14 protein-coding genes are annotated in these 14955 nt (G+C 40.9%); 13 read left to right on the forward strand and 1 reads right to left on the reverse strand.

Annotation, left to right across the window (positions count from 1 at the left end; all coding sequences use genetic code 11):
- Positions 1-43: 43 nt before the first annotated feature.
- Positions 44-799 carry a FadR/GntR family transcriptional regulator gene (locus BMZ99_RS15585; protein WP_175490574.1) on the reverse strand — a complete coding sequence of 252 codons (756 nt, stop codon included), beginning with the start codon at positions 797-799 and terminating at the stop codon, positions 44-46.
- A 355-nt stretch (positions 800-1154) separates the two neighbouring features.
- On the opposite strand from BMZ99_RS15585, the gene ulaG reads away from it, so the two are divergent.
- The 13 genes from ulaG (at position 1155) to BMZ99_RS15650 (ending at position 14955) form a co-directional block, all read left to right on the forward strand.
- Positions 1155-2237 (forward strand): L-ascorbate 6-phosphate lactonase, encoded by a 1083-nt coding sequence (ulaG, locus tag BMZ99_RS15590; RefSeq protein ID WP_090939166.1) that lies wholly within the window; start codon positions 1155-1157, stop codon positions 2235-2237.
- 278 nt (positions 2238-2515) lie between these two features.
- Positions 2516-3880 carry an MFS transporter gene (locus BMZ99_RS15595; RefSeq protein ID WP_090939169.1) on the forward strand — a complete coding sequence of 455 codons (1365 nt, stop codon included), beginning with the start codon at positions 2516-2518 and terminating at the stop codon, positions 3878-3880.
- A 113-nt stretch (positions 3881-3993) separates the two neighbouring features.
- Entirely contained in the window at positions 3994-4686 is a 693-nt protein-coding gene (gene araD / locus BMZ99_RS15600; RefSeq protein WP_175490575.1) for an L-ribulose-5-phosphate 4-epimerase AraD, read from the forward strand.
- Between the two features lie 11 nt (positions 4687-4697).
- A complete protein-coding gene (locus BMZ99_RS15605; protein WP_090939175.1) occupies positions 4698-5510 on the forward strand; it encodes a sugar phosphate isomerase/epimerase family protein in 813 nt (270 codons plus the stop codon).
- Positions 5511-5540: 30 nt separating this feature from the next.
- Entirely contained in the window at positions 5541-6560 is a 1020-nt protein-coding gene (locus BMZ99_RS15610; RefSeq protein WP_090939177.1) for a hypothetical protein, read from the forward strand.
- A 147-nt stretch (positions 6561-6707) separates the two neighbouring features.
- On the forward strand, positions 6708-8018 hold the full coding sequence (locus BMZ99_RS15615; RefSeq protein WP_217645101.1) for an MFS transporter: 1311 nt from the start codon (positions 6708-6710) through the stop codon (positions 8016-8018).
- A 98-nt stretch (positions 8019-8116) separates the two neighbouring features.
- Entirely contained in the window at positions 8117-9088 is a 972-nt protein-coding gene (locus tag BMZ99_RS15620) for a 2-hydroxyacid dehydrogenase (RefSeq protein WP_090939180.1), read from the forward strand.
- 118 nt (positions 9089-9206) lie between these two features.
- Positions 9207-10055 (forward strand): transketolase, encoded by an 849-nt coding sequence (locus BMZ99_RS15625; protein ID WP_090939245.1) that lies wholly within the window; start codon positions 9207-9209, stop codon positions 10053-10055.
- Positions 10055-10987 (forward strand): transketolase family protein, encoded by a 933-nt coding sequence (locus tag BMZ99_RS15630; RefSeq protein WP_090939183.1) that lies wholly within the window; start codon positions 10055-10057, stop codon positions 10985-10987. Before BMZ99_RS15625 ends, BMZ99_RS15630 begins: the two co-directional genes overlap by 1 nt.
- A gap of 55 nt (positions 10988-11042) precedes the next feature.
- The gene (locus tag BMZ99_RS15635) at positions 11043-11972 is read left to right on the forward strand and encodes a triose-phosphate isomerase (RefSeq protein WP_090939186.1); all 930 of its coding nucleotides are present in this window, start codon (positions 11043-11045) and stop codon (positions 11970-11972) included.
- A gap of 38 nt (positions 11973-12010) precedes the next feature.
- Positions 12011-13441, forward strand: a complete 1431-nt coding sequence (locus BMZ99_RS15640; RefSeq protein ID WP_090939190.1) for a lactate racemase domain-containing protein — start codon at positions 12011-12013, stop codon at positions 13439-13441.
- Positions 13442-13789: 348 nt separating this feature from the next.
- On the forward strand, positions 13790-14386 hold the full coding sequence (locus BMZ99_RS15645; RefSeq protein ID WP_090939193.1) for a chromate transporter: 597 nt from the start codon (positions 13790-13792) through the stop codon (positions 14384-14386).
- The gene (locus BMZ99_RS15650; protein ID WP_090939196.1) at positions 14383-14955 is read left to right on the forward strand and encodes a chromate transporter; all 573 of its coding nucleotides are present in this window, start codon (positions 14383-14385) and stop codon (positions 14953-14955) included. The genes BMZ99_RS15645 and BMZ99_RS15650 overlap by 4 nt, the downstream gene beginning before the upstream one ends.

Genomic DNA, 14955 nt, shown 5'->3' on the forward strand with positions numbered 1-14955 from the left:
TTTACACAAAATTTTCTGCACCCTCCAAGATACAGAGATTTCTTCACACACTCACCAGGGGATTGATTCTTCCAGTAGACTCAGACGGAACCGTCTCATCCGATTCTCTAATTGCATTTTCTACAGCCTGAATATGATCACGCATGCTTGATGATGCCAAATCTGCATTTTTCCCCTTTATCGCATTGAATATTCTCCTATGATATTCATTGACAAGCTCAGGCATATTGTTGACAACCGAGGATTTATTCTGATGTACGGCTAGCGCATTTCGAATTGAAGCTATAAACGCAAGAACAATTTTATTATTAGATGCCTTGGCAATGCATACATGGAATTTATAATCCAGATGATTTAATTCATCCCGTATATCGTTAGAAAAAACCTTGTTCTCAGACACTATCCTTTCTCTTTCCATGAGGATACTATCCATTTCTATCAGATCTTTATCAGAAGCTACGAGAGATGCTAATTTTGCAGCTTCTGCTTCCAATACCTTTCTGACCTGTATCAGGTCATATATAAGTTCTTCATTTATAACCATAAGATATTGCAAAATAGAACTCAAAAATTCGTCATCATAATTGTTTACATAAGTTCCGCCGCCATGCTTTATAGTTAAGAGGCCAAGATGTGAAAGGGATTTAAGGGCTTCTCTTAAAGGTGGTCTGCTTACGCCCAGTGTTTCGGAAAGCTGCCTTTCATTCGGGAGTTTATCCCCAGGTATTAATTTTCGATCCTTTATTTCATTAAAAAGATAATCAAATATTTGTTGACTGACATATTTTTTCTCTATCATATAAATCATCCTGTTTTTATAGTAAGAATATCATAAATTTAGGAAAGGTGCAAATTGAATAGAACTTATTTTTGCGGTATAAAAAAATTCTACTGCGAAACACATTGCTAGGCCTTACTTGTACTTAAACAGACGAGTTTATCTGTCACCATTTTGCCGTGGATTATACTACAAAATAATAAAACAGAATTATAAATCAATTCAAAAAAAATTGACAAATTGACGAAAATATTATACCATAGTGGCAAATAGGTATTACCAATTTGCCACTATGGTTTTGTGTTTAATGGTTTTCAATGTTTTATCTGGTTCTTCCATAAAGAACTAGTGTATAAAAAATAAGGAGATGATTATCATGATTAACGATGTAAACATCAAGGATCTAGACAGACAGAAATGGATTAACAATGTATTTCCGGAATGGGGCACGTTCTTAAATGAAGAAATTGACAATACGGTTGTCGAAGAAAACAAGTTTAAAATGTGGTGGCTGGGCTGTACAGGAATCTGGGTAAAAACGCCAGCTGACTGCAATATTATTATAGACCTCTGGCTTGATACAGGGAAACAGACCAGAAAATTCCCAGCTCCACCTGCATGGGGCCAGGGGAAAGATTTTCAAATGGCCAGAATGATGGGGAGTAAGCAGTGGCAGCCAAATGCCCGGTCTGCTCCGATGGTCATTGATCCTTTTGCAATTACTAAAATGGATGCCGTCTTATCAACTCATTTCCACCGCGACCATATCGATCCTTATGTAGCAGCGGCAATTGTAGCCAATACTGATGCACCCTTTATCGGTCCCAAATACAGTGCCGATATGTGGAGAAAGTGGGGGGTTCCCGAAGAAAGAATTACAGTAGTCAAACCTGGTGACAGTGTAAAAATCAAAGATGTTGAAATTGTTGCTGTAGATTCCTTTGACAGGACGGCGTTGATTACGGCACCTCCTGCAGGAGATATTCGGGGAATATGCCCAAGCGATATGGACGACAGGGCTGTTAATTTTATTATCAAGACACCAGGCGGCAATTTATATCATAGCGGTGACTCGCATTTCTCAAATTACTTTGTAAAGCATGGTAAAGAATACGACATTGACGTAGTTTTAGTGTCATATGGCGAAAATCCAATTGGCTGTTCTGACAAGGTTACGTCAGTTGACTGCTGTAGAATTGCAGAAAATCTCAGAGCCAAAGTTTTGATTCCCTTCCACTATGATATTTGGTCAAATATGCTGGCTGATCCAAAGGAAATTGAATTAGTTTATAACTATAGAAAAGACAGACTGAACTATAAATTTAACGTGTTCCTGTGGGAAGTTGGAGGGGGATATTTATTCCCGGACGACAAGGGCAAGAAAAGATTTATGTTTGAACGTGGCTTTTCGGATGCATTTGAAGAAGAACCGAATATTCCGTTCAAATCATTTTTATAAAATAGCCTATTAATTAACATTCCTCATGGGTATGGGGCGGTCTGACTCGGCTGCGCAAGGGATTTTGAGTGAGAAGACAATTCACTGGATTGAATTGTCTTTCTTGCTCAGTCCTGCAAAGGCGTCATGATTTTGTTACAAGCGAACTTCAAGGAGAATCACTGAATCCCGCTGTCTGTACGAAACTTATTGTATCCTATGCCTTTTTCGACGAGAAGATTTATGTGGTTATTTGTCGAGCTAAGCGAAAATTTATTGGCGAGGGAGAATATATATATATGTCGGCAATTGGTAATGAGATGAAAATAAAGAATAATTATTTTGATGGCTTAGAGGTTACCAAGAAACAGATTTGTTTATTTATTGTTGTTATTGCATCTTATTTTTTTGAAAACTTAGATAATAATAGCTTTAATTTTTGTGCTCCAGCTATTATGGCTTCGATGAATATCGGTACCGCTGGTTTAGCCCAAATAACTTCAGCTTACTATTTGGGCAATACATTTGGAGCTATTTTTGGTGGGATAATCTCCGATATTATCGGAAGACGTAAAACTTTATTAATTAGTACTTTCTTATTCACGACCGGCACTATAGTAGATGCTGCAACTACGGATTTTACGACATTTCTCGTTGCGAGAGCCCTAACGGGTTTTGGAATTCTTTGTATGATGGTTGTGACTATTACGTATATGGCTGAAATGTCCCCCAAGGAAAGCAGAGGCAAATGGGAAGGGTATATAGGCGGGTTCGGATATTTAGCTGCTCCTGCAATTGGATTTATATCTGGAGCTATAGTGCCATTGCACCCGGAAGCTTGGCGAAATGTTTTTTATATAGGCGGCATTGGTTATATATTATTAATAGTAAGTTATTTTACAATAAAAGAATCGCCGCGTTGGCTTATGAGTAGAGGAAGACAAGCAGAGGCAGAGGACGTTGTCTCTAGTCTTGTCGGAATGCCTATAGATCTCAGTGATGCAGTTATTGTTAAAAAATCTCGTAGTAATTTAGCTAAAGACGTTCAAAAGATGTTTTCCCCATTATACTTAAAGAGGACAATTGTTCTTTTCCTCATTTTATGTGGAGGTGTTGTCAGCTTTAATTCAACCCAACCGTGGATGACAACACTGCTTAAGATGAACGGATTTAGTATGCAAGATAGTATCTTTATTTCAACAATATTTACTTTTGGTTTTCCGCTTGGACAGTTTGTTGCAGCTTATTTTGCCGACAGGGGCGGAAGAAAAATTCCTATTGCTGTCTTTGGAATTCTATACTGTGTTGTAACGATACCATTTGTATTATTTATTAAAGACAACGTCATTTTGGCGGCTATATTAGGCCTTTTAGTTATTGCTATTGGGATAGCTAGAAATTTTATTATTCATCCTTATGTTGCGGAATCGTTACCGACTAGTCAAAGAAATTCAGTAACGGGGATATTAAATGGAGCTTCACGTTTTGCGTCTACCGGAGCTCAGCCTTTAGTTCCGATACTTTTTGCAGCATATGGAACTATGGGGGTTTTCGGCTTTGCCATGGGTTTTTCTATCTTAACTTCTATTATAGCGATTTTCTTCGGTTGGCGGACTGCATGTAAATCTTTGGAGGAATTGAACGAAAATATCTCCCAAGAGTAGTTTGATAAATAGAGACCTTAGTATTGTAATATGGATAATGGAGGGAAATGTTACTTTTAGTCTTTTTGTATAAGTAAAGTACAAAACTGGAAAGGTTGTGTGATAAATTGACTTTGAAAGCGATTAAAAAGGAAGTTTATGAAGCCAATTTGGAGCTTGTAAACAGAAAACTAGTAATCTACACTTGGGGAAATGTCAGTGCTATCGACAGAGTGAACAATCTGGTGGTCATCAAGCCCAGAGGGATTGAGTACGAGGATCTCTGCGCCGAAGATATGTCGGTTGTGGACATGGAAGGAAATCTGGTTGAGGGCAGACTATTACCTTCGGTTGATCTGGACATTCACCTTGAGATATATAAAAATTTAGAGTCGGTAGGGGGTATCGCCCATACTCATTCAACCTGGGCAACCGCATGGTGCCAATGTGGAAGGGGGATTCCCGTTTACGGAACCACTCATGCAGATCATTTCTATGGTGAAATTCCATGCACCCGCCAGCTAACTAAAGAAGAAGTCAAGGGCGAATATGAAAGAAATCTGGGGCGTATCATCTGCGATTTATTTAAAGGACGCGATCCTCTTGCAATGGGAGCTGTTCTGACGGCTGGTCATGGTCCGTTTACCTGGGGCAAGGATGCAAAGGCTGCCGTTGAGCACAGCGTGATACTTGAGGAACTTGCAAAAATGGCTAAGCTTTCTCTTGATATTGCCGGAGGTAATTGCCCGCTTTTACCGGATTTTATGACAGAGAAACATTACACCAGGAAATACGGCGCAAATTCGTATTTCTATCAGAGTAAGTAGGAGGAATTTATATGAAGACCTCCGTTTCGCTTTCACTGTTTAATGCTGACAAAACCGCTCCTGTGCTCTTTTCGGGGGATATTGAAACAAATATTCCCTATATCAGCTCAATCGGTTATGCTGGTGTGGATTTGTTTGTTTTAGACCCTCTAGCAGACATTAGCAAAAGGGCATTGAGGCTTCTGGCTGACAATAATCTAGGTGTAGGTGTCGTTATGCCGGCTGCACTGGCAAAAAAGCAATTGTTTATGGGTGACGTTGATAGCGGTGTTAGAAAGGAAATTATTAGAAGACTGAAGGAAATTATTGCGTTTTCAGCAGAAGCGGGGGCTATGGTTTCTTTAGGCCTTGTGCGGGGAAGCGTTAAGGGTAACGATAGCTATGAAGCATTCTTTCAACGTTTTGCCGATACTTGTGAAAAATTAATTCCTTTTGCAGAGCAACACGGTGTCAAACTTCTGATTGAACCCATCAACCGTTATGAAATAAATACACTAAATTCTAGCCAAGAGGCCTTTGAGTTCATACAGAAATTCAATCTTCCTTTATTTTTGATGCTGGATACTTTTCATATGAATATTGAAGATGTGTCCATAGAGGAAAGCTTTGTCCATTGTCAACAGCTTGTCAGACATATACATTTTCTTGATTCGAACAGAAGGGCACCCGGGATGGGACATCTAGAAATGACAAAAATATATGAATTGCTCAAACAACTAAATTATGACGGCTATCTGTGTCTTGAAGCACTTTCGTTGCCGGACAGCAAAACCTGTGCATTAAAGGGTATAGAGTTTTTTGCAAAAATAGGATTATGTGGGTGAAGTTATGAATACAAGGAGTTGGATAAAGGAATGAAAATAAAAAAAGATATTCTCTGTCAAATTGATAAAGTGTATGCGACATGCATTAGCGAGCATAATGAAGAGCTTATCCTAATCGGCGCTTCGGAAGGTGAAGGTGAAAGCCGAGCCTTTATTGGTGACAAAAATACTGTCATGTGGGAAAAGCCTGGCGGGACAATGAATGTGGTGCCTGTACCGGGTAAAGAAAATGAGTTCTTTGCAACTTTGAAATTCCTGCCGGTATTTGCAGCCCAGGATTGTACGCTAAATTACGTTCGATTAAAGGACGGCAACTGGCAAGTAACAGAAATAATGAAGTTTCCATATCTCCACAGGTTTGATTTGTTCGAAAAAAATGGCCGGATATATTTAGTGGGAGCGACTCTGTGTGAATTAAAAGAGTTCCAGCAAGACTGGAGCAAACCTGGGGCTGTATTTGTCGGAGAGCTCGAAAGCGATTTAACTCTTCCAATTAATATAAAAACAATATATAAGGGTATAACAAAGAATCACGGATTATGCCGTGTGAAAAACTGGCATGAGGGAGATGCTTATCTGGTGACTGGTGTTGAAGGTGTATTTTCTTTGCGTATTCCTGAAAATCCCTTTACAGACAAGTGGGAGATTAATAGGCTAATGGATAATGAAGTAAGTGACATTGCCGCTGTGGATATAGACAATGATGGAGTTCTGGAACTGGCAACAATTGAACCCTTTCATGGGAACAAGTGTGTAATCTACAAAAAGGAAGAACATGGATATAAGCCCATAAAAGACTATGATATCGAGTTCGGACATGTGATTTGGGGCGGCGATGTTGCAGGGATGCCAGTTTTTCTGCTGGGATACAGGAAAGAGAAGATGGAGCTTTTGGCAATCGGAAAGGACGGTAATGATTTTAAGACTACATTAATAGATCAGAATGTCGGACCGAGTCAAATATCTGTATTGAATAAGGATCAGAAAACATATATTTTGTCAGCCAACAGACAAATAGACGAACTGGCCTTATATACTGTCAGCAAATAAATAATTGATTGGGAAGCTTTCATAGTTGTGCTGAATACACAACACTTATTTTGAGTTGAAGGAAAAATCGAGTAATCAAAAAAACGATGCTGAAGTTACTGCTAATTTTAAGATAGGGTGGCAAATGAAAGATGGGAGAGGATTTAATTGACGACAAGTACTACTGACGCTATGTTGACAAAACGATCGACCAAGCAAAGATGGATAATCGCCGGAATTTTGATGATTATAATGTTTTTTTCTTTTATTGACCGTGTAAATATTTCTATTTTGATAGCTGACAAAGAATTTATTAAGGCCATGGGGATTCAGGGGCAGGCAATACAAATGGGGATGCTGATGAGCTCCTTTTTGTTGGCATATGGCATCGGAAATATTATTCTAAGTCCGTTAGGGGATATAATCGGTCCACGTAAGTCAATGTTAATTGCTGTAGTATTTTGGGCGGCTGCGATGAGCCTTGGGGGGATAGCGCAGACTTTTGCAATGATGATTGTCGCGCGGGTAACACTTGGGATATTTGAAGGACTGCACTTTCCCATGCAGAGTACGTTTGTAAAAAATTGGTTTCCTCCGAAGGAAAGAGGAAGGGCCAATGCTATTGTTGTGTTAGGTATATCTGTCGCTCCGGCTGTTGCTATGCCATTTCTTGCCTGGCTTGTCCATTTTGCAGGTTGGCGCGATAGTTTCTTCGTATTAACTGTACTAGGGTTGATTCCCCTACTTTTATTATGGTTTTGGACTACTGACAGGCCAAGCCAAAATAAGAGAGTAAACGAACTGGAACTGAAACATATTGAAGATGGGATTGCGGAAGAGGCGAAGGTGCAATCACCGGAAAGCACGCAAAGTACAGAAAAGGAAACGTTTTGGATTAGGTTTCAATCGTTTTCGTCCGATTACCGGTTTTGGATTATGGTAGTCTATTTTTCAGTGCACAGTTCGGTATTTTGGGGATCAATGACCTGGTTGCCGAGCTATCTTAAAGACGCGCGAGGTTTTTCATGGGAGGCCATGGGGATATTGTCGTCTTTGCCGTGGATTGTATCGATTCTCTCAAAGATTTTTTCAGGGGTTCTTTGCGATAAGTTAGGGCCTGGCCGCAGAGCGCGCGTTCTTGTCATTGCGATGACCTTCATGTCACTTGGAACGTATTTTGGCGCTAAGGCCACTGAACCACTTGTGGCAGCAATTCTCCTAGGGATAGGGATGGGGGCGATAGGCATGAGCGGGCCTGCTTCATGGACGATACTGCAGGATATCGTTCCTAGTAAAGGAGTTTCTACTGCAAGCGGGATAGTGAACGGTATCTCCAATGGAGTGGCTGCCTTGGCTCCATTGATGGTGGGATGGTTTATCAGTAATACGGGTAGCTATGACGGTGGCCTGTTTTTCTTAGTAGCCACCAGTATAGTAGGTGGATTGCTCGCACTGGTTTTGTCAGTGAAGAAAAATTGACTTTATTGGCCAATAAATCCTACCACTATGTGGGAATTTCATTGGTGAAAAACTTGTCTGATGTATTCAACTTTAAAAAAATTTGGAGGTATATCAAAATGGTTAAACCGAAAGTTTATGTTACAAGGCTATTACTTGAAGACTCTCTAGCTTTGCTGAAGGAACGCTGCGAAGTTGAAATGAATCCTGGCTTTAAAATTTTGCCAAAAAAGGAATTCCTAGAAAAAGTCCGCGACAAAGATGCTATTCTAGTGTCGCATACTCCTATTGATGCTGAAATCTGTGAGGCCATCAAATCACACTGCAAAATATTGGCTACTAATGGTGTCGGCTACAATAATGTTGATGTAGAGGCTGCCACAAAATGTGGGATTTGGGTCACCAACAATCCGGAGGCCGTGAAGGGTTCAACGGCTGATTTCACTTGGGCGCTTATCCTTTCTACGGCCAGGCGTATTGTTGAGTGTGACCAATTCGTACGCGCGGGACGAAAAGACTGGGGGCCGCTAAATCTGCTCGGAGCGCAAGTTAGCGAGAAAACGATTGGAATCATTGGTGCCGGGCGTGTAGGGACGGCGGTCGGGAAAAGGGCTGTGGGGTTTGATGTGGAGATTTTATATACTGATGTAGCGCCTAGTGCTACTTTTGAAGCGGCCACAAATGGGCGGTATGTAGATATGGAAACTCTGCTAAAGAATGCTGATTTCGTCACACTGCATGTCCCCTCGCTTCCTTCTACCCATCATCTTATTGGGCGCGAAGAGCTAAATATGATGAAACCAACAGCTATCTTGATAAACGTTGCAAGAGGCGATGTTGTTGATGAAGCAGCATTGCTTGAGGCTCTACGTGATGGTACTATAGCAGGGGCTGGCCTCGATGTCTTTGAAAGGGAACCGGAAATTACACCAGGATTAGCGGAACTTCCTAATGTCGTGCTGGCCCCACACGTGGCGACAGCAACAAAGTATACCAGGATAAAACAGGGTGAGGCTAGTGCACGAAATATCTTTGCTGCGTTGGACGGCAAGATACCGGCCAATTGTCTGAATCCCGAGGCTAAAGGCTAATTGCTCCGGTGAGTATTTGCAGTCGCAAATGGAAATAGGAAAAATAGCTTGCATGGCTATTGCTAATACAGGAGGATCAAATAAACTGAATTTAAGCTATAAAAGGAGTAAACGTGAAATGGATAAACAAGAAATACAGGAATTAGAAAAAATAGCAGCTAAGATACGATGGCACACGGTACATTCCATATTTAGCGCCGGATCAGGACATCCCGGCGGAGCGTTATCGATAGCTGATATTCTTGCCACATTATATTTCGATATTATGAAAATAAATCCGCTGCAGCCCAAATGGTCGGAACGAGATCGATTGGTTCTATCAAAGGGACATGCGGCACCTTCCTATTACGCAGCACTTGCACTAAGGGGATACTTTCCAGTAGATGACATGGTTACTTTGAGAAATTTTGATAGTTACCTTCAAGGGCATCCTGATATGAAAAAAATTCCGGGTGTAGATATGTCAACAGGTTCATTAGGACAAGGGTTGTCAGTTGCAAATGGGATGGCTCTTGTAAGTAAATTTGATGGCAGTGGATTTCGGGTTTTTGCTATGTTAGGCGATGGAGAAATTGAAGAGGGACAGATTTGGGAAGCAGCTATGACGGCTTCGCATTATAAATTAGGAAATTTGACAGCATTTCTTGATTGCAATGGTTTACAAATTGATGGCAAAGTGACCGACGTCATGTCGCCGTTGCCGCTGAAAGAAAAATTTCAAGCGTTCGGCTGGGCAGTAACTGAAATTGATGGTCACTCGATTGAGGCTATTAAAAATGCTGCTGATTGGGCACAGACGATACCAGAACAACCAAAGCTAATTATTTGCCGGACAATAAAGGGGAAAGGCGTATCCTTTATGGAGAATCAGGCAGGTTGGCATGGGGCTGCTCCGAACCAGGAACAATGGCAAGTCGCTCAAAATGAATTGAATCAAGTTCTTTTGTCGTTGGGGGTGAAACAGTAATGAAAAAAATGTCTACGAGAGAGGCATATGGGCGTGCCATCACAGAATTCGGCGCAACAAATCAATTCTTTGTACTAGATGCAGATTTATCTAAAGCAACCCGTACAGATATATTTGCAAAACAGTTTCCTAGTCGTTTTTTTAATATGGGTATTGCAGAATGCGATATGATGTCTACAGCAGCCGGAATGGCCACGTGTGGAAAAAAAGTTTTTGCCAGCACTTTTGCAATGTTTGCGACAGGTCGCGCGTATGAACAAATTCGTAACTCAATAGCATATCCCAAATTAAATGTTAAGATTGCAGCTACCCATGGTGGTGTACTTATAGGTCCGGATGGCGGTTCCCATCAGTGTATCGAAGATATTTCTTTAATGCGGACAATACCAGGAATGGTGGTACTGGCACCAGCAGATGCTGTTGAGGCAAGGGCTGTAGTTGAGGCTGCAATCGAGTATGATGGACCTGTTTATATGAGATTTGGGCGAAGTGATGTGCCGATTATTTATGATACAGAAAATTTTGAATTTAAGATAGGTAAAGGTAAAACAGTACTGGAGGGCAATGACCTTACTATTATTGCCATTGGCGATATGGTATATGAAGCAATGGAGGCTGCTAAACACTTAAAAGAAGAAGGAATTGAAGCAAGGGTAATCGATATGTGCTCAGTGAAACCGATTGATATTGACTTGATCATCAAGGCGGCAAACGAAACTGGTAGAATAGTCACGGTAGAAGATCATAATATTATTGGTGGACTTGGAAGTGCAGTATCCGAAGTATTAGCTGAGAATTGTCCGGTATCGCTAAAAAGAATTGGTATTATGGATGTATTTGGTAGGTCCGGACAAGTGAAGGAACTTGCTGAATATTTCGGTATAAATGCTAAGGCTATCATTGACGGGGTAAAAGAACTTTTAGTGAAATAATCCAAGTGAGAACATAATTAAGTGAAGAATGCTACAAATAAAAAGAGGAGAGAATATGAAAAAGATATTTGTCAATCTTAAAAGGTTTGATGTTCCTAAAGATATGGGAGGTATATGTACTAAGGACAATCCTAAACAGTGGATTGAATGGATTGTTGAGGAAAGCGTAAAAAATGGTTTAGGTAAACTTAATGATATTGAGGTTATCTTCCTACTTCCGGAAGGTCTTGCAATTTCAGCAATAGAAAAGCTAGCGACATACTCTGCTAGTGCGATTGGTTCCATTAATATTGGAATACAGGGGGTATTTAGAGAGGATGTGGAGAAGGGCGTTAATTTTGGCGCTTTTACTACCAATCTTCCTGCAGCGGCAGCAAAAAATATGGGCTGTACCTGGTCCATAATAGGACATTCTGAAGAGAGAAAAGACAAGCTCGGAATAATTGCAAAGTATGATTCCGAGGTGCTCATTGATATGAATAAATCTGCAGCTGCTAAACAAACCGTAAATGCTATCATAAACCAAGAAGTCCACTGTGCGCTTAATGCTGGGTTGAAGGTATTGGTATGCCTTGGCGAAACAGCAGAAGAAAAGGGGGAAGGTGAATTTGAGGTACAAAAGCCCCGTATAAAATCCGTCTTGAAAAAACAGCTGGAGCAAAGTCTTCGAGGAGTTGAAGCGGAAAATCTTACGGAGAGCATTGCTATTGGATATGAGCCTATATGGGCCATTGGACCGGGGAAAATTCCTCCAGGGGCAGAATATATCGATTTTGTATCATCTTTTATTAAGGAAATTGTCTATGAAATTCTTGGATTTGATCCTGTAGTAGTTTATGGTGGAGGATTAAAAGAAGAAAATGCCAAGATGATTTCGAAAATAGGTTCACTCGGTGGCGGCCTAGTGGCCTTGACACGTTTCAGCGGCGACATTGGTTTTTACCCGGAAGAGTTGGCAAAGATTATAGAACAATATAAGGAATAATGAGAGCACATTATATAAGTAGGAGAGGAGTACAAAAAATGAAAAAAATTGCCTTTGAATATGGACATGGAACAATGGATGCTTTACTACCCGATAATACAGATGTATTCGTTCCAGGGGAAACGGTAGCTGATCCCCCTTATCTTACTAGTATAGTAGAAGCTACGCGTCAATCTATACTTAATCCTATAGGTGTTTTACCAATTTCACAGCAAGTAAAAAAAGGGTCAAAAGTAGCCATTGTCTTCCCTGATCGGGTAAAAGGCGGCACACAAGAAGATTCTCACCGAAAAGTTGCCATTCCTATTATCATAGAGGAATGTTTGAAGGCTGGCGTTGAAAAAAAGGACATTACCTTAATTTGCAGTAACGGTCTGCATCGTAAAAATACGAAAGCGGAAATTAGATCATTACTGGGTTGTAAGGTTTTTGAAGAATTTTGGTATTCCAATCAAATTATTAATCATGACAGTGAAGATTGGGATAATCTTGTTGATCTAGGATATAACGATCATCACGACCATGTAATTATGAATAAAACAGTATATGAAGCGGATTTAGCCGTGCTGATTGGACATACTCTTGGTAATCCGTATGGCGGTTATTCCGGCGGCTACAAGCACTGTGCTACAGGTATTACACACTGGAAGTGTATTTCCGCCCATCATGTGCCGCATGTAATGCATGGTAAGGACTTTACTCCGGTTAGCAATCATAGTTTGATGCGGCAGAAGTTTGATCAAATTGGGCAGTATATGGAAGAGCGCATGGGGAAAAGGTTTTTTGTCTGCGATGCTGTACTAGATACTTATCAGCGGCAGATTGCTATATTTACTGGTTACGCCAAAGAAATCCAGACGCTTTCCTGGGAAGTCGCTGATAAGAGAACTTATGTGCCCTTTGCTGAGAAAAAGTATGATGTAGTGGTTTTTGGCATGCCGCAGTCTTTTCATTATGGAAATGGTATGGGGACCAATCCCATCCTTATGATGCAGGCTATTTCTGCTAATATTATTCGGCATAAAAGAATTTTAAAAGACAACTGCGTGGTAATTTGCTCCTCAACTTGTAACGGTTTCTTTCATGATGAAGAATTTCCGGCTTATCGCGAAGCGTACGAAATCTTCCAAAAGGATTATCATAATACCCTGCCAGATCTTGAAAAAGACTCTCAGTATATTGCTACAAGACCAGAATATATTGATAAATATCGTTATAATTATGGTTATCATCCTTACCATACTTTCTCGATGATTTCCTGCGGGCATATTGCCGAAATGAATTGCGCGGCTATTTATATTGTTGGCGCTGAAATGCCTGGTTATGCGAGGTCAATGGGTATGAAGACACGGGCGACATTTGAGGAAGCTTTAAAAGATTCCGCTAAATATGTTGGTGATAGCCCTAATATCTTAGCGTTGCCGAAAACATTTAAGGTTGCTGCAGTACATTTAACTATGAAGGAATAATTGTTTTAAGTGGATTAACATGTCATTAGTGTCGTAATAGGATTTATTAAAGGGCGGGAATGAACGAGGCGCAGTGGGTTCATATGGTAGGCTTTCATAGGCTTTCGGACGAACCGTATCAAGTGAAGACTGTCCTGATAGTTTTATCAATGATCGTGGAAATGATGTTACACAGGAGTTTTTAGAATATTGCCGACCGCTTATTGGCGAGGCACTGCCGTGTTTTACGGATTTTTCATAATAGAATAGTACATAGAGGGGCTACTTTAGTAGCCTCTCGCTATATTTATTATTAGCTAGTGCGTGCTAGGAAGCTGTTAGCGCTATTATTTTGGGAAATGAGGAGTTATGATGCCTAAAAATAAAGATAAGGCAGTCAATACAGTTAGCTTGCTAGAACTATTTACAACTTTCTTTAAAATCGGAGCATTTTCTTTTGGCGGCGGATATGCCATGTTGCCAGTGATTGCCCGTGAGATTTCAGAACAGCGCAGTTGGGTCAAGAAAGAGGAATTACAGGATGTCTTTGCAATTACCGGCTGCTTGCCTGGGGCCATTGCTTTAAACGCAGCGGCGTTTACCGGTTATATAACGCGAGGCGTTGGCGGTATGATTATAGCTGTTTGCGGTAATTTGCTGCCGTCTGTTGTGGTTGTAATCGCTCTTTGTACGGCAGTTGCACTTGTCAGGGATAATCCGGTAGTGGAAGCTGCTTTCTTAGGGATTAGGCCGGCAGTGGTAGCTCTTATTGCGTATGCCGCTTTTAATATGGCTAAGGGCTCGCTTAAGGATGGTTTTGCCTTTACGCTCTGTTTAGTCGCTTTGGCTGTGGCTATTTTTGTCCCTGCTGTGGGCGTTGTGCCAATTGTATTATTAGGGGGACTGGCCGGGCTGGCAGGTCAGAAGGTTAAAAGAATGAAGCTAAAAGGGAGATCAGAGGCATGAGTTTTGAACTGCTAATGGTTTTTTTAAAGCTTTCACTGCTGGGCTTTGGCGGGGGATATGCGATTATTCCGCTCGTTATGGACGAGGTTGAAGCGCATAACTGGGCCTCGGCAGATAAAATGGCCGATACGGTAGCTATTGCCGCTATGTCGCCAGGACCGGTTGCGGCAAATGTAGCGATTGGTCTTGGCCTGCTCTTAAATGGATTGCCAGGCATTATCGCAGCGTTTGCCGGGACGACAATACCTTGCGTTGTTGTTGTCTGGGCCGTGGCGGCATTTTTTAAAAAGGCCAGCAGCCATCCGGTAGTGCAGGATATTTTATATGGACTAAAGTCGGTAATTCCCGGTATAATATTTTTTGCTGCTTTGAAAATGGGTATGCAAAATAATATGTTCTTAGCGTCCAAGCCTATTACTACCGGCTGGGATGTAATAATAGGTTCTAGTCATTTTGATGGTAAGAGTGTAATCATTATTGGTATTATAATGGTAATGCTAACTAAAACAAAAGTACATCCCATCCTGCTGATCATTGCGTCAGCAGTCGCAGGCATATTGATGTTCTAG

Source organism: Pelosinus propionicus DSM 13327 (assembly GCF_900114615.1).
In the GTDB taxonomy this organism is placed as follows: Bacteria; Bacillota; Negativicutes; order DSM-13327; family DSM-13327; genus Pelosinus; species Pelosinus propionicus.

Coding starts and splice junctions, on each gene's coding strand:
- BMZ99_RS15585 (WP_175490574.1), bottom strand. CDS start 799: ATGATAGAGAAAAAATATGTCAGTCAACAAATATTTGATTATCTTTTT.
- ulaG (WP_090939166.1), top strand. CDS start 1,155: ATGATTAACGATGTAAACATCAAGGATCTAGACAGACAGAAATGGATT.
- BMZ99_RS15595 (WP_090939169.1), top strand. CDS start 2,516: ATGTCGGCAATTGGTAATGAGATGAAAATAAAGAATAATTATTTTGAT.
- BMZ99_RS15605 (WP_090939175.1), top strand. CDS start 4,698: ATGAAGACCTCCGTTTCGCTTTCACTGTTTAATGCTGACAAAACCGCT.
- BMZ99_RS15610 (WP_090939177.1), top strand. CDS start 5,541: ATGAAAATAAAAAAAGATATTCTCTGTCAAATTGATAAAGTGTATGCG.
- BMZ99_RS15620 (WP_090939180.1), top strand. CDS start 8,117: ATGGTTAAACCGAAAGTTTATGTTACAAGGCTATTACTTGAAGACTCT.
- BMZ99_RS15625 (WP_090939245.1), top strand. CDS start 9,207: ATGGATAAACAAGAAATACAGGAATTAGAAAAAATAGCAGCTAAGATA.
- BMZ99_RS15630 (WP_090939183.1), top strand. CDS start 10,055: ATGAAAAAAATGTCTACGAGAGAGGCATATGGGCGTGCCATCACAGAA.
- BMZ99_RS15635 (WP_090939186.1), top strand. CDS start 11,043: ATGAAAAAGATATTTGTCAATCTTAAAAGGTTTGATGTTCCTAAAGAT.
- BMZ99_RS15640 (WP_090939190.1), top strand. CDS start 12,011: ATGAAAAAAATTGCCTTTGAATATGGACATGGAACAATGGATGCTTTA.
- BMZ99_RS15645 (WP_090939193.1), top strand. CDS start 13,790: ATGATGCCTAAAAATAAAGATAAGGCAGTCAATACAGTTAGCTTGCTA.
- BMZ99_RS15650 (WP_090939196.1), top strand. CDS start 14,383: ATGAGTTTTGAACTGCTAATGGTTTTTTTAAAGCTTTCACTGCTGGGC.